Genomic DNA, 17785 nt, shown 5'->3' with positions numbered 1-17785 from the left:
TCTCAAGCAACGACCAGCCACCCACCACCCCAACCCGAAGGCTGAGTTCACTGGGGCCGGCATCGCGAAGGTCCAGACTCACAGTCCGTACCCTCAGATACCCAACAACGTGCCCGGCCCACTCCATCAATCCCCACGTTCCACGCCGAAGCAGTACTAGTGACAACCAACCGAGTGTGCCGAATAGTCAACGTTCCACCCATGAGCAACCAGCATCAGACATTCGCTGATGTACTGGCCTCTGACCCGGACAAGTCCGAGTAAGAAGTGCTCCTTAGAAAGGAGGTGATCCAGCCGCACCTTCCGGTACGGCTACCTTGTTACGACTTCGTCCCAATCGCCAGTCCCACCTTCGACGATTCCCTCCCACAAGGGGTTGGGCCACCGGCTTCGGGTGTTACCGACTTTCGTGACGTGACGGGCGGTGTGTACAAGGCCCGGGAACGTATTCACCGCAGCAATGCTGATCTGCGATTACTAGCAACTCCGACTTCATGGGGTCGAGTTGCAGACCCCAATCCGAACTGAGACCGGCTTTTTGAGATTCGCTCCACCTCGCGGTATCGCAGCTCATTGTACCGGCCATTGTAGCACGTGTGCAGCCCAAGACATAAGGGGCATGATGACTTGACGTCGTCCCCACCTTCCTCCGAGTTGACCCCGGCAGTCTCCTGTGAGTCCCCATCACCCCGAAGGGCATGCTGGCAACACAGAACAAGGGTTGCGCTCGTTGCGGGACTTAACCCAACATCTCACGACACGAGCTGACGACAGCCATGCACCACCTGTACACCGACCACAAGGGGGACCCTGTCTCCAGGGTTTTCCGGTGTATGTCAAGCCTTGGTAAGGTTCTTCGCGTTGCGTCGAATTAAGCCACATGCTCCGCTGCTTGTGCGGGCCCCCGTCAATTCCTTTGAGTTTTAGCCTTGCGGCCGTACTCCCCAGGCGGGGAACTTAATGCGTTAGCTGCGGCACGGACGACGTGGAATGTCGCCCACACCTAGTTCCCAACGTTTACGGCGTGGACTACCAGGGTATCTAATCCTGTTCGCTCCCCACGCTTTCGCTCCTCAGCGTCAGTATCGGCCCAGAGATCCGCCTTCGCCACCGGTGTTCCTCCTGATATCTGCGCATTTCACCGCTACACCAGGAATTCCGATCTCCCCTACCGAACTCTAGCCTGCCCGTATCGAATGCAGACCCGGGGTTAAGCCCCGGGCTTTCACATCCGACGTGACAAGCCGCCTACGAGCTCTTTACGCCCAATAATTCCGGACAACGCTTGCGCCCTACGTATTACCGCGGCTGCTGGCACGTAGTTAGCCGGCGCTTCTTCTGCAGGTACCGTCACTCTCGCTTCTTCCCTGCTGAAAGAGGTTTACAACCCGAAGGCCGTCATCCCTCACGCGGCGTCGCTGCATCAGGCTTTCGCCCATTGTGCAATATTCCCCACTGCTGCCTCCCGTAGGAGTCTGGGCCGTGTCTCAGTCCCAGTGTGGCCGGTCGCCCTCTCAGGCCGGCTACCCGTCGTCGCCTTGGTAGGCCATCACCCCACCAACAAGCTGATAGGCCGCGGGCTCATCCTTCACCGCCGGAGCTTTCCACCACCAGACCATGCGGTCGGTAGTCGTATCCGGTATTAGACCCCGTTTCCAGGGCTTGTCCCAGAGTGAAGGGCAGATTGCCCACGTGTTACTCACCCGTTCGCCACTAATCCCCTCCCGAAGGAGGTTCATCGTTCGACTTGCATGTGTTAAGCACGCCGCCAGCGTTCGTCCTGAGCCAGGATCAAACTCTCCGTGAATGTTTACCCGTAATCGGGTGAAACACACACGAGAGCGGAACAACCAGACGGAATAGGTCCGGTCGTTCACAGCGTCCTCGCTGTGTGTGCCACCCCGACCGCTTGGGCCGTGGTGGACTTTCAAAGGAACCTCATCCACCGAAGTGGACGGGGTATCAACATATCTGGCGTTGACTTTTGGCACGCTGTTGAGTTCTCAAGGAACGGACGCTTCCTTTGTGCCTGTTTCACCAGGCTCTCCGGGCGCTTCCCTTCGGTCTTGCGTTTCCGACTCTATCAGATCCTTGCGGGCCCGATCTTCGCCGGAGCGTTTCCGCCTTTCGGCTTCTTCGCGTTTCCAACCTTACCAGATCCGTTTCCGTCTCTGGCTCCCTGTTGGAGCGGGTCGGCCGTTCCGCTTTCGCTTTCCGGCCTTTCCGACTCTAGCAGACCCGATTTCGTTCCGTTGCCGGTCCGAATTCGCTTCCGATTCCCCGTCGGAGGGGGGTGCCTTTTGGCTTTTCCGACTTTATCAGAAGAGATTCGGTCGAATTGATCGACCGGGGTCTTCCGGTAAGTGGTCGGTTGCGCCTCGCCGAAGAGAAATTCCGGCCGAAGCGGAGAGGATACTAACCGTCGCGGATGAACTTGTCCAGTTCGTTGCAACCGTTCGAATCTACCTCCCCCTGGCGCTCGTGTCAACGGGCTCCTGGGGCGAAGAGGAGATTAGCAGGCCAGCGGGGCTGGATGCACATCACGCGGCGGTCGGGACGGTGGCTTCGCGGTCGGTGAGGTCCACGTCGCCGGTGGCTCCGGCACGTACGGCGCGGCCGCCCAGGACGTAGACGTAGAGGAGGAAGGCGAGTTCGGCGGCGATGCCGATGCCGATGCGGGCCCAGGTGGGGAGGCCGGAAGGGGTGACGAAGCCTTCCAGGGCGCCGGATATGAAGAGGACCCCGGCGAGTCCAATGGCGACGCCGAGGGCGGAGCGGCCTTCCTGGGCCAGGGCGGTCCGGCGGGTGCGGGGGCCCGGGTCGATGAGGGTCCAGCCCAGGCGAAGGCCGATGCCGGCCGCGATGAAGACGGCGGTCAGTTCGAGGAGGCCATGCGGAAGGATCAGCCCGAGGAAGGTGTCGAGTCGGCCGGCCGAGGACATCAGGCCGATGCCGACGCCCAGATTGAGCATGTTCTGGAAGAGGATCCACAGGACGGGGAGTCCGGCGAAGGCTCCGAGGACGAGGCACAGGGCGACGGCCTGGGCATTGTTCGTCCATACCTGGGCGGCGAAGGATGCGGCGGGATGACTGGAGTAGTAGGTCTCGTACTCGCCGCCGGGGCGGGTCATATTGCGTAGGTCTTCCTGGGCGCCGATCGCCGCCTGAACGTCGGGGTGGGCGGCGATCCACCAGCCGAGGAGGGCGGCGACCGCGGTGGAGAGGATCGCGGTCGGGATCCACCAGTGGCGCAGGCGGTAGACCGCCGCGGGGAAAGCCGTGGTGAAGAAGTGGGCGGTGTCGCGCCAGGAGGCCTTGCGGGCGCCGGTGACCGTGCTGCGGGCGCGGGCCACAAGAGAGGTGAGTCGGCTGGTCAGCACCGGGTCCGGGGCGCTGGAGAGGAGGAGGGAGAGGTGGGTGGTGGTGCGCTGGTAGAGGGCGACCAGTTCGTCGGCCTCGGCTCCGGTGAGGCGGCGTTTGCGGTGGAGCAGGGTGTCGAGGCGGTCCCATTCCGCGCCATGGGCCGTGACGAAGACATCGAGGTCCATGTGGTGTCGCTCCTCGCAGCGCCGTGGGTGGGGGCCGGATCAGCTTGGCAGACTGGCCGTGTCCGGCGTGGGGTGGGCGGGACATCGGGGAGCGAGAGGGAGTGAGCGCGGCGTGAGTGGACTCGTCACGGGTGAAGCGGTGGTGCTGGGGCTGCGGCCGGCCAGGCTCCCGAGCCGGGGTCTGGCGGTGGCCGTCGATGTGGCGGTGGGCTGGGCGGTCTACCTCGGCGCCTCGCTGCTGCTGTTGAGCGCCACGTCGTCGATGGACAGTGCGGCGGTGGCGGCCGTGTCGGTGGCGACGTTCGTGTTGGTCCAGGTCGGGATACCCATCGCCATCGAGACGCTGAGCCACGGGCGGTCGCTGGGGAAGCTGGTCTGCGGGCTCCGGGTCGTACGGGAGGACGGGGGGCCGATCCGGTTCCGGCACGCGTTGGTGCGCGGGGCGATGGGGGCCATCGAGATCGTGATGACGATGGGGGTGGTGGCGGCCATCGCCTCCCTGTTGTCGGCGCGGGGGCGCCGGGTGGGGGATGTGTTCGCGGGGACGTTGGTCATACGGGAGCGGATGCCTGTGGCGGAGGTGGGGACGGCGCTGCCGCCTCCGCCTCCGTGGCTGGTGGCGGAGCTCGGGGCGCTAGACCTGTCGCGGGTGCCCGATGGGTGGTGGCTGGCGGTGCGGCAGTACCTGGCGCGGAGGGGGCAGCTCGATCCGGAGGTCGGCGGGGCGATGGCGGGGCGGCTGGCGGAGGATCTGCGGGAGTTCACCGGGGTGCCGGGGCCGGCGGGGGTGCATCCGGCGGCGTATCTGGCGGCAGTGGTCGGGGAACGGCAGGCGCGGGAAGCGCGGCGGGCGTTCGGGGCGTCGGTGGCGGCGGGCGGGACGGCAGCGGCCAGCGGTACGACGGCGGGCGGCGGGACGGCGACGGCGGCGGGCGGGACGACGGCCGTCGGCAGGGCGGCGGGCGCTGCGGATGGTGGGGAGTCTTGGCGTGAGGACTCTTGGCGTGGGGAGCCGGAGGCGTTGGTCCGGGCTGTGGGGGTGGCGGAGGGCGCCGCGTCGTCGGGTAGCGCAGGGGATCCGGGGGCAGCAGAGGGCCCGGTGACGGCAGGGAGTGCGGTGTCGTCGGTCGCGGCAGCGGTGTCGTCGGCTGCGGCTGGGGGCTGGGCGCCGCCCGGGGGCGGGGCCCAGGCTCCCGGGGGCGGGGGTGGTGCCGCGGCCCGGGACGAGCCGGCGTGCCAGGACGGTGCCGGGGTGCTCGGGGTGCCGGAGCAGCGGGAGCGTCGGGGTGATGCGGAGAGTGGCGGAGCGGGCGGGCTGCCGCGTACGGGGTTTGCGCCGCCGGTGTGAGGCGCCGGTGAGAGGTGAGGTGTGGGAGCCGGCCGGCGGGGAGGTCCGGCGGGTGTCGGGCGGTGGATGCGCCGGTTCGGACCTGGCGTATTCGGTGGTCGCGGCGGGGCGCGCTCCGCGTCGGGCCGTTGCCAGCCGTGGCAGGTGGTGCACAGGGCCTGCCATGAGCATGCGTGAGGAGGCCCGCTGTCACGGGGGGCTGCCGCGGCGGACGCGTCGCGACGGGCCTGCCCGCGACGGTGAAGGGCGGCGACCGGCGGAGCAGGCGTGTCAGGGGAACGTCGACGGTGGGGATTCGAGGGATTCGAGTTCGATGCCGGGGGCGGAGAGGACCACGTCGCCGGCGATGTGGACGGTGTGCTGTTCGCCGGTCTCCAGGTCGTTGACCTGGTATTCGTCGGCGATCAGGAGGGCGTTGTCAGTGGCGTGTGGTGTGCTTTTCAGCAGGGCCCAGGACTGGTCGAGCGTGCGGGGGGCGAGGACGGGGGGTGTGAAGGCGACGAGGCGGGTGCGGACGGCGCCGGCACCGAGGGCGGGGCGCAGGAGGCGCGCGGTGGCGATGAGGAATGCGGGGGACGCGCCGGTGAAGGCGTGGGCGGGGACGTTGCCTTCGGTGGCGTGTTCACCGGTCGGGTCGGTGCGTACCCAGGTGACGCCCTCCAGGGCGGCGCCGCGGACCTGCCAGGCGGAGGCGTGGAGTTCGAGGCGGAGGGGCCGGCCGAGTTCGTCGAGGGTGAGGTCGACGGAGCCGGTGTGGTCGCCGGAGGGGTTGACGATCTGGGAGACATAGCGCCAGCCCGAGGGGCCGGTGGCGCAGTGGAAGTGCTCTTCACCGAGGGGGGTGTGATCGTGCGGGTCGTGGAGGGAGTAGTGGCCGCGGGGCATAGGGGGTCGAGTCCTTCGGGCGGCGACGTGCCGGTGAGTCGGGGGCGGCGGGTCTGTCCGGGGTCCTCATGGGCCAGGCCCCCGCCGTGAGGGGCGAGGGCCTGGGATCACCGGCTGCTGTGGGGAGCACCAGCGGTCGGCGGGGCCGACCGGTTGGTGATCGCCCGCTGGAGCCGGCTCAGTAGCGGTAGTGGTCGGGCTTGTACGGGCCCTCGACCTGGACGCCAATGTAGGCGGCCTGCTCGGGACGCAGCTCGGTGAGCTTGACGCCCAGCGCGTCGAGGTGGAGACGGGCCACCTTCTCGTCCAGGTGCTTGGGCAGCACATAGACGTCGGTGGGGTACTCCTCGGGCTTGGTGAACAGCTCGATCTGGGCCAGCGTCTGGTCCGCGAACGAGTTGGACATGACGAACGAGGGGTGACCGGTGGCGTTGCCCAGGTTGAGCAGGCGGCCCTCGGACAGCACGATCAGGACCTTGCCGTCCGGGTGGGTCCAGGTGTGGACCTGGGGCTTGACCTCTTCCTTGACGATGCCCTCGAGCTTCGCCAGGCCGGCCATGTCGATCTCGTTGTCGAAGTGGCCGATGTTGCCCACGATCGCCTGGTGCTTCATCTGCGCCATGTGCGACGCCATGATGATGTCCTTGTTGCCGGTCGTGGTGACGAAGATGTCGGCGGTCTCGACGACGTCCTCGAGGGTGGTGACCTGGTATCCGTCCATCGCGGCCTGCAGGGCACAGATCGGGTCGACCTCGGTGATGATGACGCGGGCGCCCTGGCCGCGCAGGGACTCCGCGCAGCCCTTGCCGACGTCGCCGTAGCCGCAGACCACGGCCGTCTTGCCGCCGATCAGGACGTCGGTGGCGCGGTTGATGCCGTCGATGAGGGAGTGGCGGCAGCCGTACTTGTTGTCGAACTTCGACTTCGTCACGGCGTCGTTCACATTGATCGCCGGGAAGAGCAGTTCGCCGTCCCGGTGCATCTCGTACAGACGGTGCACGCCCGTCGTGGTCTCCTCGGTGACCCCGCGGATCTCGGAGGCCAGGTTCGTCCACTTCTGCGGGGCCTCGTTCAGCGTGCGGGTCAGCAGCTCCAGGATCGCGCGGTGCTCGTCACTCTCCGCGGTCTCCAGCGCCGGGACCTTGCCGGCCTTCTCGTACTCGACGCCCTTGTGGACGAGGAGGGTGGCGTCACCACCGTCGTCGAGGATCATGTTCGGGCCGCCGGTGGGCGAGTTCGGCCAGGTCAGTGCCTGCTCCGTGCACCACCAGTACTCCTCCAGCGACTCGCCCTTCCAGGCGAAGACCGGGATGCCCTGGGGGTCGTCCGGGGTGCCGTTCGGGCCGACCGCGATGGCGGCGGCGGCGTGGTCCTGGGTGGAGAAGATGTTGCAGGACGCCCAGCGGACCTCGGCGCCCAGGGCGGCCAGGGTCTCGATCAGGACGGCGGTCTGCACGGTCATGTGCAGGGAACCGGTGACCCGGGCACCGGCCAGCGGCTGGGCGGCGGCGTACTCCTTGCGGATCGCCATCAGGCCGGGCATCTCGTGCTCGGCGAGGGTGATCTCCTTGCGGCCGAAGGCGGCGAGGGACAGGTCGGCGACCTTGAAGTCCTGGCCGGTGGCTGCTGTCGTCATGCGGGCTGCTCCTCGAGCGTCGAGGTGGATGGGCTGGCAGTCTGCGGCGCGGGCCGGGGCCCCAGCGTGACCGGGGCATATACGAGCGTACGCGGAAGCGGACGCACCTCTCCCGTTGGCCGCAGCGCAGTCCGTCGGAGGCCCTCTCTCCCTCGGCCGGTCCGCGGTGCGGGCCGCCCGACCGCCATCAGCAGCGACGTCTGGCACTGGTCACGAATCTACACCGATCGGCCCGGTGAACCCCAGCCAGGAGGGGCCGGGGCGGGTGCGGTGCCGGTCGGGGAAGGGCGGCGGGACGAGTGTTGCCTCCCGGGTTCCGGGGCGCCGGGGCGGACGTTGCCTCCCGGGCTTAGGGGCGCCGGCGACCCGGGTTCCGGCTGCTGGGGCCGCGGTCCCGGAGGGGTTGGCGCGTGCTGCGACGTCATGCAGGATGCCTGGCAGCGCGGGAACGGATGCACCCCCGCGCGCACGTTCGTAAGGAGAGTCGCGTGACCACCACTCCAGCTGATCCCCCCGAGGGCGCGGGGAAGAGCGGGCAGGTGCTGAAACTGCTCGCAGTGACCGCCTGCCCGACCGGGATCGCCCACACGTACATGGCCGCGGAGAAGCTGGCCCAGACCGCCCGGGCCCTCGGGCACGAGATCAAGGTGGAGACCCAGGGGTCCATCGGGGCCGAGAACGTCCTGTCTGACAACGATGTCAGCGAGGCGGACGGCGTCATCATCGCCGCGGACAAGGAGGTGGACCGCAGCCGGTTCGCCGGCAAGAGGGTCCTGGTCGTCGGGGTGGCCGAGGGCATCCGCCATCCCGAGCGGCTGATCGAGCGAGTGCGGAACGCGCCGGTGTACGGGGGCGCGGAGGGCGACGGGGCCGGAGCCCGAGGCGGGGCAGGAGACGGGGCCGAGGGCGGTGCGGCGCCGGGTTCCGGGGGCACCGGTGGCGGCCGGGAGCGCAGCGTTGCGTACAAAGCGCTGATGAACGGCGTCAGTTACATGATTCCGTTCGTGGTGGTCGGCGGTCTGCTGATCGCGATCTCGCTGGCGGTGGGCGGTCATCCGACGCCCGAGGGGCTGAAGATCGCCCCCGGTTCGTTCTGGGGGGACGTCAACCACATCGGCACCATCGGCTTCCAGCTGATGGTGCCGGTCCTCTCCGGCTATATCGCCTATGCGATCGGTGACCGGCCCGCGCTGGTACCGGGCATGATCGGCGGGTGGATCGCCACCCACGGCGAGTTGTACGGGATGAAGGACGCGAGCGCCGGCTTCATCGGCGGTATCGTCACGGGCTTCCTGGCCGGGTATCTGGTCGTGTGGATCAAGAAGGTCGAGGTTCCCAAGTTCGCCCGGCCGATCATGCCGATCATCGTGATCCCGATCGTGGCCACGACCGCACTCGGGCTCTTCTTCATCTCTGTGCTCGGCAAGCCGATCTCGTGGGTGTTCACGCATCTCACCGGGTGGCTCAGCGGCATGACCGGGACCAGCGCGATCGTGCTGGGGGCGGTCCTCGGCCTGATGATCGCCTTCGACATGGGCGGACCGGTCAACAAGACGGCGTTCCTGTTCGGTTCCGGCCTGATCGCCTCCGGTAACCAGACGGTCATGGGCATGTGCGCCGCCGCGATCCCGGTGATGCCGCTCGGGCAGGGGCTGGCCACGCTGATCCGCCGGCGCCTGTACTCCGAGCAGGAGCGGGAGACGGGGATGGCGGCGCTGTTCATGGGGCTCTTCGGGATCTCGGAGGGCGCGATCCCGTTCGCCGCGGCCCGGCCCGCGCAGGTCATTCCGGCGAACATGCTCGGCGGCGCGGTGGCCGGAGCCGTGGCGGGGATGGCCGGGGTGGCGGACGCGGTGCCGCACGGCGGGCCGATCGTCGCGGTGCTGGGTGCGGTCGACGGGGTGCCGGTGTTCTTCGTCGCCGTGGTGATCGGAACGGTGGTCACGGCGCTGACGACGGTGACGCTGGTGGATGTCTCGGAGCGGAGGAAGGACGGGGGCGTGCGGGCGCGGGTGGCCGAGGGCGCGGGGGCAGCCGAGGGCGCGGGGGCAGCCGGGGGTGGTGCCGGTGTCACCGCTGCCGGTGGGGGGATGGCCGGTGGCGCTCGTGTCGGCGTTGATGCGGTCGGCACGGCGGCTGCCGGTGTGGTGATTGCCGACGCGACGGCCGCTGGTGTGACGGCTGCCGGTGTGGCGTCGGCGGAGTCGGCGAGGGCCGTGTCGGATGTGGAGTCGGCGGCGGAGCCCGTGGTCGTTGTCGGCGGAGGAGGTGCCGGGTCTGCTGCCGGGGCGGGTGGTGCGTCCCGTACAGGCGCGGCGGTTGCCGCTGTCCCAGGGCCGGCCACCGGCCCTGGGAAGGTGGCCGGGGCCGATGCCGCGGACGGCGATGCCTCCGAGGCCGGTGGTGACGACGGTGTCAGCGGGGACGGTGCCGAAGGCGGCGCCAACGGTGACAGCGACGGCAGCGACGGCGCCGGCCAGGTGCTCTCGGGCTATCTGACCGTGCAGACCGTCAAGACGCAGCTCGATGCCGACGGGAAGGAAGCGGCGATCCGGGAGATGGCCGAGCTGGCGGCCGGCACCGGCAGGGTGGCGGACGTCGACGAGCTGGTCCGGGTGGCGCTGGCGCGTGAGGCGCAGGGCACCACCGGGCTCGGTGAGGAGATCGCCATTCCGCATGCCAAGACGGATGCGGTGACCGCTCCGGTCGTCGCCTTCGCGCGGTCGGCGGACGGTATCGACTGGGGCTCGCCGGACGGCACGCCCGCCAGGCTGGTCTTCATGATCTCGGTGCCGGAGGCAGCGGCCGGCGACGAGCATCTGCGCATCCTGGCGCTGCTGTCACGGAAGCTGATGGACGCGGAATTCCGGGCCCGGCTGCAGGGGGCGGAGGACGAGGCGGCGATTCTGTGTGTCCTCGGTGAGATCCATTAGGGCGCCAGTGCGCGGCGCCGCTGTGCGCCCCTGGGGGCACCCTGGTGCGTCTTCGGGGCACCACTAGGGCGTGGGCGAACAGATCCCGTAGGGGGTGCGAGGGCCCCCTCGGGGCCTGGAACGCGGCGGTCCGGGGGCGGTATTCCGTGGCTCAATTCTGTGGCTCGGTTCCGTGGCTCACCCGATGGCCGACGGGTCGTGGCCGTAGGGCAGCGATCAACGGCCCTGGACGTCAGGCCCTGGTTTTGGGCCCTGGTCGTCAGGCCGTGGTCATTAGACCGCAGTCGTCAGACCACGGACGACGGGCGTGATCGATAGGCCCGTGGTCGATAGACGCGACCGACGGGCCGTGGTCGTCAGGCCGTGGTCGACAGGCCTGCGGCCGACAGCCCGCGATTGCCGGTCCGTGGTCGACGGCATGGTCGACGGGCGTTGGCAACATGCGTAAGCAATGAGCGCGACCGATGGGCGTGATCAATAGGCCCGTGGTCGACGGGCCGCGATCGCCGGGGCGCGGTCGCCGGACGTGGTCGGCAGGCCACGTTCCGGGCCATGGTCGGCGGGCGTAAGCGATGAGGGTGAGCGATCACCGTGATCGATAGGCCGGGGGTCGTACGGAGAAGGCCCCCGCACTCGCCAGGAGTGCGGGGGCCGCTCGTTCACAGGGGCCGGGCTCGGCGCCGGTGCCTACCCGGGGCTCAGGCCCCGCCGCCGGTGGCTGCCGTCGGGCTCAGGCTCCGCCCGGTGTCCTGGCCGGGTCGGCGCCCGCGGCGGCGGTGGCCTCGTTGTAGATGTCCGGCTCCAGGTAGATGACCCGGGCGATCGGTACGGCCTCGCGGATGCGGGCCTCGGCGGCGTTGATGGCCTGGGCGATCTGGGTGGCGGTGTCGTCGTGCTGGACCGCGATCTTGGCTGCGACCAGCAGCTCCTCGGGGCCGAGGTGGAGCGTGCGCATGTGGATGACGCGGGTGACGACCGCACCGTCGACGACCGCCTCGCGGATCTTGGCGAGCTGCTCGGGACCGGCCGCCTCGCCCAGCAGCAGCGACTTGGTCTCGGCGGCCAGGACCAGGGCGATCACCACCAGCAGCGCACCGATGCACATGGTGCCGATGCCGTCCCAGATGCCGTCGCCGGTGGCGAGGGTGAGGCCGACGCCGCCCAGCGCGAGGACCAGACCGACCAGTGCGCCGAAGTCCTCCAGCAGCACGACCGGCAGCTCGGGGGCCTTGGCGCGGCGGACGAACTGGGCCCAGGTCTGCTTGCCGCGCAGCTCGTTGGATTCCTTGATCGCCGTACGGAAGGAGAAGCCCTCGGCGATGACCGCGAAGACCAGGACGCCGACCGGCCAGTACCAGTTGTCCAGCGCGTGCGGCTCGTGGATCTTCTCGTAGCCCTCGTAGAGCGCGAAGACGCCGCCGATGGTGAACAGGACGATGGAGACGAGGAAGCCGTAGATGTAACGCTCGCGGCCGTAGCCGAAGGGGTGCTCGGCGGTGGCCGCGCGCTTGGCCTTCTTGCCGCCGAGCAGCAGCAGGCCCTGGTTGCCGGAGTCCGCGACGGAGTGCACGCCTTCGGCCAGCATCGAGGACGAGCCGCTGAAGGCGAAGGCCACGAACTTCGCTGCGGCGATCGCCAGGTTGGCGCCCAGCGCCGCAACGATCGCCTTTGTCCCGCCTGATGCGCTCATAAGTGCCGCATGTCCCTTCCGTCGTCCGGCCTTTACCGCCGCTTTAATGCTGCGGCGGTCATTGTTGCAGCCCCGCGGCGGGCGTCCGCCAGGAGGCCACCTGGCGGACGGTTTGCGGCGCCCGGCATTCGCCCAGCGGCCGCCCTGAAGGCGTCTAGGCCACCACCGTCGCGCGGAAGAGCGTGCCCTCTCCGGCGATGGTGAGGTGCTCACCGGCCGGGACAAATGCGGATTCACCGGGCGACAAGGTCCATTCGCCCCCCGCCTCGGCAGAACCGCCGGCGCCGACCCCGTCACCACCACCCCGCACCCGGACCACCCCCGCCGTGCACAGCAGGATCTGCGGCGTACGGGAGACGAGCGGGCGCGGGGCGGCGCCGGGGGCCAGGGCGAAGCGGGAGAGGCGGAACTCGTCGATGGGGGTGTCGTAGATCTCCTCCCCGTCCACCGCTTCGGGGCGCAGCACTCCCGCGTCGCCGGCCTCGAAGCGGACCACCCGCAGCAGTTCCGGTACGTCGACGTGCTTGGGGGTCAGACCACAGCGCAGCACGTTGTCCGAGTTGGCCATCAGCTCGACGCCGAGGCCGCTGAGGTAGGCGTGCGGGATGCCGGCGCCGAGGAACAGCGCCTCGCCGGGCTGGAGTTGGACGTGGTTGAGCAGCATGGCGGCCAGCACGCCGGGGTCGCCCGGGTAGTGGTGGGCGATGCCGGCGTAGGCGGCGTAGTCGCCGGCGTACGGGCCGCCCTTGTCCGCCAGCCGGTCGGCGGCGAGGGCCGCCCGCTCGACGGTGCCGGCGATCGCGTGGTGCTCGGCGCTCAGGACGGCGGTGAACACCTCGCGCAGCGCGTCCTCCTCCGGGTCGGCGCGCAGGATGTCGACGTACGGCTTGAGGTCGTCGAGGTCCAGGCCCGCGAGGAGGTCGGCGGCCTGCGCCGGGTGCCGGAAGCCGCACAGCCCGTCGAAGGGGGTGAGCGCGACGATCAGTTCGGGTTTGTGGTTGGCGTCCTTGTAGTTGCGGTGGGCGGCGTCGACCGGGACGCCGCGCCGCTCCTCGTCGGCGAAGCCCTCCCCGGCCTGTGCCAGATCGGGGTGGACCTGGAGGGAGAGCGGGGAGCCGGCCGCGAGCAGTTTGAGCAGGAAGGGCAGCCGGGGGCCGAAGGCGCGGACGGTGTCGGCGCCCAGTTCGGTTTCCGGGGCGGCGTCGATCACCTCGGCCAGGGAGACGGGGCCCGCGCCGCGGTCGATGCGGGAGGGGGCGCCGGGGTGGGCGCCCATCCACATCTCGGCCTGGGGTTCGCCGGTCGGTGCGGTGCCGAGGAGCTCCGGGAGGGCGGTGGTGGAACCCCAGGCGTAGGGGCGCACGGTATTGGCGAGGCGATCCATGGGACTACTGCTTCCTGAGGGACGTACGTGGCTGCGCAGTCAGGCGGCCGGCCTGCGGGTGCGGGCCGGCCGTCACAGATCACTCGGTGCCGGCGAGCGCCAGGTAAACGGCGCCGAAATCCACGATGGCGAGTAGTTCCGCGGCCTTCTCCAGATCGCTGCCGGCGTCCGGTTCCAGTTCGCTGACGGCGGTGTCGCGCTCCTCGGCGAGCGCCTGGGCGGCGCGGGTGGCGGACAGCGGGCCGGGCTCCTGTTCGCGCAGCAGCACGACTCTGGCGTGCATCGCGGCGGGCTGCTCGACCCGGTCCCGGAAGAAGTCGTCGGGGTCGGCGCCGGCGGCCAGCGCACCGGCGAGCAGGGTGCGGTGGGTGGCGAGCGCTTCGGGCAGCTCGGCGGCGAGCGCGGGGCGGCCGGCGAGTCCGGCCAGCTCGGTGGCGAAGTGCCGGCCGACGGCGCCGGCGATGGTGCCTTCGGTCCAGATCAGCGGGAAGGAGTCGGCGAGGTCGGCGGCGAGGGTCTTGCCGGGGTTGGTGTACGTCGGGATGGCCGGGCCGCAGCGTTCGGCGAGCTGGTCGAGGCGGTCGGCGAGCTTGCCCAGGTCCTCCGGCGGGGCGCTGAGCAGGCCGATCCGGTCGGCGAGTGCGAGCAGCGGGATGAGCACCGACCAGAGGGTGCCGGGGGCGGCCGGCGGGGCGCCCTCGACGTCGAATTCGGCGTCGTAGGGGGTGGTCGCCAGCGGGACGGCCAGGCCGCGGGCCTGGACGACGGCGTCGGAGAGCGGACCGCCGGCCGGGGTGACGGCGACGACGGCGCAGCCGCGGCGGTAGGCCTGCTCGACCAGCTCGGCGAGGCCGGGGTCGGCGGCGTCCGGGCCGGGGAGCAGCAGCAGGTCCAGGGGCCCGGCCCAGCCGGGCAGCGTCCAGCGCAGGGCGCCGGGCAGCGGGGCGACTCCGGTGGGCGGGATCAGGGTGACCGGGCAGCTGCCGCCGCCGAGTGCCCGCAGGAGGTCCGCGACGCCGGCCGCGGCGGGTCCCGGCCCGGCGACGAGGACGGCGCGCGGCCGCCCGTCGGGGGTGAGGTCGAGGATGCCGGCTTCGGCGGCGCTGCGGGCGGCGGTGCGGACCCGGGCGCCGGATTCGGCGACGCCGCGCAGCAGACCGAAACGGTCGGCGCCCGCCAGTGCGTCAGGGGTGTCGAGGAGTGACTCGTCGAGCATGGTGGGCGCGGCCTCCGATCGCCGGTACGGGCGGGGGAACACGGGGCGGGGCCGGGGCGGGCCCGGCGGCGCCCGGTCAGGCGGGGCTGGGGGTGCCGCCCGCGCCCTGGGAGCGGGCCTCGTCGACGAGGAGTACGGGGATGCCGTCCCGGACGGGGTAGGCGAGGCCGCAGTCGCCGGAGGTGCACTGCAGCTCGGCGGGGTCGTCGGCCGTCCGGTCGTCGAGCGGGGCGTGGCACGCCGGGCAGGCGAGGATCTGGATCAAGCTGGCGTCGACCGGCATGGAGGGTGCTCCTTCGGGGCGGTTGCGGCGTGGCCAGCCTACCGCCGGGCGGGGGGCGGGGGCGTGCTCGGAGGGGTTTTGGGGTGGCGGGCGGCGAGGGTGCCGCTCGCCGCCCGCCAGCGCCCGCCACCGCCCGGGGCCGGCACCGGGGCACGGGCGGCCCCGGCCCCGGCGGCGCGGGGTCTCAGGCGCGGATGATCCCCAGGGCCTCGTCGCGGACCCGGTCGGCGGTCGCCCCGTCGCGCGCCTCGACGTTCAGCCGGAGCAGCGGCTCGGTGTTCGAGGCGCGCACGTTGAACCACCAGTCGTCGGCGGTGATGGTCAGTCCGTCCAGCTCGTCGAGGGTGACGCCCGCCCGGCCCTCGTAGGCCGCCTTGATCGCGGCGAGCCGGCCGGTCTGGTCGTCGACGGTGCTGTTGATCTCGCCGGAGGCCGCGTACCGGTCGTACTGCGCGACCAGCTGTGACAGCGGGCCCTGCTGGCCGCCGAGGGCCGCCAGGACGTGCATCGCGGCGAGCATGCCGGTGTCGGCGTTCCAGAAGTCGCGGAAGTAGTAGTGCGCGGAGTGCTCACCGCCGAAGATCGCGCCGGTCTTGGCCATCTCCTCCTTGATGAAGGAGTGTCCGACGCGGGTGCGGACCGGTGCGCCGCCGTTCTCCTTGACGACCTCCGGCACCGACCAGGAGGTGATCAGGTTGTGAATGACCGTGCCGCCGGGGTGCTTGGCCAGCTCGCGGGCGGCGACCAGGGCGGTGATCGCGGACGGGGAGACCGGGTCGCCGTTCTCGTCGACGACGAAGCAGCGGTCGGCGTCGCCGTCGAAGGCGAGGCCGAGGTCGGCGCCCCTCTCGCGCACCCGCGCCTGGAGGTCGACGATGTTCTTCGGATCCAGCGGATTGGCCTCGTGGTTGGGGAACGAGCCGTCCAACTCGAAGTACATCGCGTCCAGTTCGAGCGGCAGGCCCTCGAAGACGGTGGGGACGGTGTGCCCGCCCATGCCGTTGCCCGCGTCGACCACGACCTTCAGCGGGCGGATGCCGCTGAGGTCCACCAGGCCGCGCAGGTGGGCGGCGTAGTCGCCGAGGACATCGCGCCGGGTGACGGTGCCCGGCGCGGCGGCCGGCTCCGGGGCGCCCTCGTCGGACCAGCGCTCGACCAGCGCGCGGATCTCGGCGAGGCCGGTGTCCTGGCCGACCGGCGCCGCACCCGCCCGGCACATCTTGATGCCGTTGTACTGGGCGGGGTTGTGCGAGGCGGTGAACATGGCGCCGGGCAGGCCCAGGGCGCCGCTGGCGAAGTACAGCTCGTCGGTCGAGCAGAGACCGATCTCCGTGACGTCCGCGCCGCGGGCCGCAGCGCCGCGGGCGAAGGCCCCGGACAGACCGGGCGAGGAGGGCCGCATGTCGTGTCCGGTCACGATCGCGTCCGCGCCGGTGATCTCGGCGAAGGCGGCTCCGAACAGCTCGGCCAGCGTCTCGTCCCACTGGGTGGGGACGACGCCGCGTACGTCATACGCCTTCACGATCTGCGACAGATCAGTCACAGCCAGCCCTCCTGGAGAGTCATCACGGACTCCCAACCTACCGGGCGGCGGCACGGCACGCGGGCCGGTACGTCCTGCTGTACATCCTGCTGTACGTCCTGCCGTTGCGGGCCCGGCGGGAAGGCGCAACAAGGCCGCCGGGTCAGGAATCCGGCGAGCGCAGCACCCGGAGATGGCCCCGGCGGGCGACTTCCATGGGATGGGTGTCGCGGGCACCCGGGTCCGGGGAGCCGCCGGCGCCGGCCGCGCGCTCCTGGGGGCGGGCCGCCTCGCGTACGGCGTTCGCAAGGGCTTCGAGGTCGTCGCCGCTGGGGCGGGGCGGGCCGGAGTCGAGGGCGAGGCGGACAACTTCCCAGCCGCGGGGCGCGGTCAGGCGCTCGGAGTGCTCGGCGCACAGGTCGTAGCAGTGCGGTTCGGCGTAGGTGGCGAGCGGTCCGAGCACGGCGGTCGAATCCGCATAGACGTACGTCAGCGTTGCGACGGCGGGGCGGCCGCACGCAGTGCGCGAACAGCGACGTACAGGGCTCACGACGTTGGACGGTACCGCACTCTTGAGCGGGCCGCGACGACTCTCCCCCGGCTCACCCAACCGTGTCGTCCCGCTTCGTCCGATGCGTCTGACCTGCACCCGCTCGACCTGACCTGGGCCGGGCGCGCCCGCGAGGACGCCGCGCGGCGAGGAATCCCGTGACGACTCGATACATTTCCCGCCATTCCGGGGTCGGTCCGCGATCTCATGCGGGGAAGCAAACGAACGCGATGCGGACAGCTCCGGTCAGCCGACGACATGCCCCGTCTTGCCGCGCTCCCCGGTGTGAGGCGGTGCCGGACGGCTACGCTCGATGCTGATGGACAGTCCTGTACCTCCCCGACCGGCACAGCCGCGGATCCGCCGCCGCGACCGCCACGGCCGCGGCATGCGCGGCCCGATCGCGCCGCCCCAGGTGCCGCTGTCGGTGACCCGCGCCGACGCGTTCGTGGATCTTGTCTATGACTCCCGGGACCGGCTGGAGCGGCGCTGGCCGCAGCTCTCCCAGGTCGACTTCCTCGTCCTGGAGGTGCCCGGGTTCGGGCCGGACGACGGGCCGGATGCGGCCGCCGACGAGGAGACCGTGCCGCTGGGGCGGGTGGCGCCGGCCGCGGGCGGATATCGCGACCGGATCGTGATCTACCGCAGGCCGGTGGAGATCCGGACGAAGAGCCGTGACGAGCGGGCGCTGCTGGTGCACGAGGTCGTGGTCGAGCAGGTCGCCGAACTGCTGGGGCTGGCCCCGGAGTCGGTGGACCCGCGCTACGGCCAGGACTGAGGCCGTCGCGCG

Annotated in this window: 12 protein-coding genes and 1 rRNA gene; 3 read left to right on the top strand and 10 right to left on the bottom strand. The window is 70.6% G+C overall.

The genetic code is table 11. The features are described 5' to 3' along the window. Positions 1–278: 278 nt before the first annotated feature. Together OHS81_RS22695 and OHS81_RS22690 are read right to left on the bottom strand one after the other, a co-directional pair. Positions 279–1807: ribosomal RNA gene (locus tag OHS81_RS22695) — 16S ribosomal RNA — on the bottom strand. A gap of 733 nt (positions 1808–2540) precedes the next feature. Beyond that, on the bottom strand, positions 2541–3548 hold the full coding sequence (locus tag OHS81_RS22690; protein WP_328386509.1) for a stage II sporulation protein M: 1008 nt from the start codon (positions 3546–3548) through the stop codon (positions 2541–2543). Between the two features lie 112 nt (positions 3549–3660). Between OHS81_RS22690 and OHS81_RS22685 the strand changes: the two genes are divergently transcribed. After that, positions 3661–4896, top strand: coding sequence for an RDD family protein (locus OHS81_RS22685; RefSeq protein ID WP_328386508.1), 1236 nt, complete (start codon positions 3661–3663; stop codon positions 4894–4896). A gap of 270 nt (positions 4897–5166) precedes the next feature. Here the strand turns inward: OHS81_RS22685 and OHS81_RS22680 are convergent, their stop codons facing one another. Beyond that, positions 5167–5781, bottom strand: a complete 615-nt coding sequence (locus OHS81_RS22680) for a hypothetical protein (protein ID WP_328386507.1) — start codon at positions 5779–5781, stop codon at positions 5167–5169. Positions 5782–5959: 178 nt separating this feature from the next. Then, entirely contained in the window at positions 5960–7417 is a 1458-nt protein-coding gene (gene ahcY / locus OHS81_RS22675) for an adenosylhomocysteinase (RefSeq protein ID WP_328386506.1), read from the bottom strand. A 488-nt stretch (positions 7418–7905) separates the two neighbouring features. Here ahcY and OHS81_RS22670 point away from each other — a divergent pair, with 488 nt between their 5' ends. Then, positions 7906–10350, top strand: coding sequence for a fructose-specific PTS transporter subunit EIIC (locus OHS81_RS22670; protein ID WP_328386505.1), 2445 nt, complete (start codon positions 7906–7908; stop codon positions 10348–10350). A 730-nt stretch (positions 10351–11080) separates the two neighbouring features. Here the strand turns inward: OHS81_RS22670 and OHS81_RS22665 are convergent. From OHS81_RS22665 to OHS81_RS22640, 6 genes are all read right to left on the bottom strand, one after another. After that, positions 11081–12040, bottom strand: coding sequence for a cation diffusion facilitator family transporter (locus tag OHS81_RS22665; RefSeq protein WP_328386504.1), 960 nt, complete (start codon positions 12038–12040; stop codon positions 11081–11083). Between the two features lie 154 nt (positions 12041–12194). Beyond that, the gene (gene manA, locus OHS81_RS22660) at positions 12195–13424 is read right to left on the bottom strand and encodes a mannose-6-phosphate isomerase, class I (protein WP_328386503.1); all 1230 of its coding nucleotides are present in this window, start codon (positions 13422–13424) and stop codon (positions 12195–12197) included. A gap of 79 nt (positions 13425–13503) precedes the next feature. Continuing rightward, positions 13504–14640 (bottom strand): SIS domain-containing protein, encoded by a 1137-nt coding sequence (locus OHS81_RS22655; RefSeq protein WP_328386502.1) that lies wholly within the window; start codon positions 14638–14640, stop codon positions 13504–13506. A gap of 76 nt (positions 14641–14716) precedes the next feature. Beyond that, complete coding sequence (locus tag OHS81_RS22650) at positions 14717–14923, bottom strand: Trm112 family protein (RefSeq protein WP_129296057.1); 207 nt, start codon at positions 14921–14923, stop codon at positions 14717–14719. Positions 14924–15107: 184 nt separating this feature from the next. Beyond that, a complete protein-coding gene (locus OHS81_RS22645) occupies positions 15108–16466 on the bottom strand; it encodes a phosphomannomutase/phosphoglucomutase (RefSeq protein WP_328386501.1) in 1359 nt (452 codons plus the stop codon). A 142-nt stretch (positions 16467–16608) separates the two neighbouring features. Continuing rightward, on the bottom strand, positions 16609–17055 hold the full coding sequence (locus OHS81_RS22640; RefSeq protein WP_328386500.1) for a DUF3499 domain-containing protein: 447 nt from the start codon (positions 17053–17055) through the stop codon (positions 16609–16611). A gap of 259 nt (positions 17056–17314) precedes the next feature. Here OHS81_RS22640 and OHS81_RS22635 point away from each other — a divergent pair, with 259 nt between their 5' ends. Next, a complete protein-coding gene (locus OHS81_RS22635) occupies positions 17315–17773 on the top strand; it encodes a metallopeptidase family protein (RefSeq protein ID WP_328386499.1) in 459 nt (152 codons plus the stop codon). Positions 17774–17785: the final 12 nt, after the last annotated feature.

The organism is Streptomyces sp. NBC_00400 (genome assembly GCF_036048035.1).
In the GTDB taxonomy this organism is placed as follows: domain Bacteria; phylum Actinomycetota; class Actinomycetes; order Streptomycetales; family Streptomycetaceae; genus Streptomyces.
The sequence above is the reverse complement of the archived record's forward strand: the minus strand, read 5'-3'. Positions and strand labels throughout refer to the sequence as shown.

Coding starts and splice junctions, on each gene's coding strand:
- OHS81_RS22690 (WP_328386509.1), bottom strand. CDS start 3,548: ATGGACCTCGATGTCTTCGTCACGGCCCATGGCGCGGAATGGGACCGC.
- OHS81_RS22680 (WP_328386507.1), bottom strand. CDS start 5,781: ATGCCCCGCGGCCACTACTCCCTCCACGACCCGCACGATCACACCCCC.
- ahcY (WP_328386506.1), bottom strand. CDS start 7,417: ATGACGACAGCAGCCACCGGCCAGGACTTCAAGGTCGCCGACCTGTCC.
- OHS81_RS22665 (WP_328386504.1), bottom strand. CDS start 12,040: ATGAGCGCATCAGGCGGGACAAAGGCGATCGTTGCGGCGCTGGGCGCC.
- manA (WP_328386503.1), bottom strand. CDS start 13,424: ATGGATCGCCTCGCCAATACCGTGCGCCCCTACGCCTGGGGTTCCACC.
- OHS81_RS22655 (WP_328386502.1), bottom strand. CDS start 14,640: ATGCTCGACGAGTCACTCCTCGACACCCCTGACGCACTGGCGGGCGCC.
- OHS81_RS22650 (WP_129296057.1), bottom strand. CDS start 14,923: ATGCCGGTCGACGCCAGCTTGATCCAGATCCTCGCCTGCCCGGCGTGC.
- OHS81_RS22635 (WP_328386499.1), top strand. CDS start 17,315: ATGGACAGTCCTGTACCTCCCCGACCGGCACAGCCGCGGATCCGCCGC.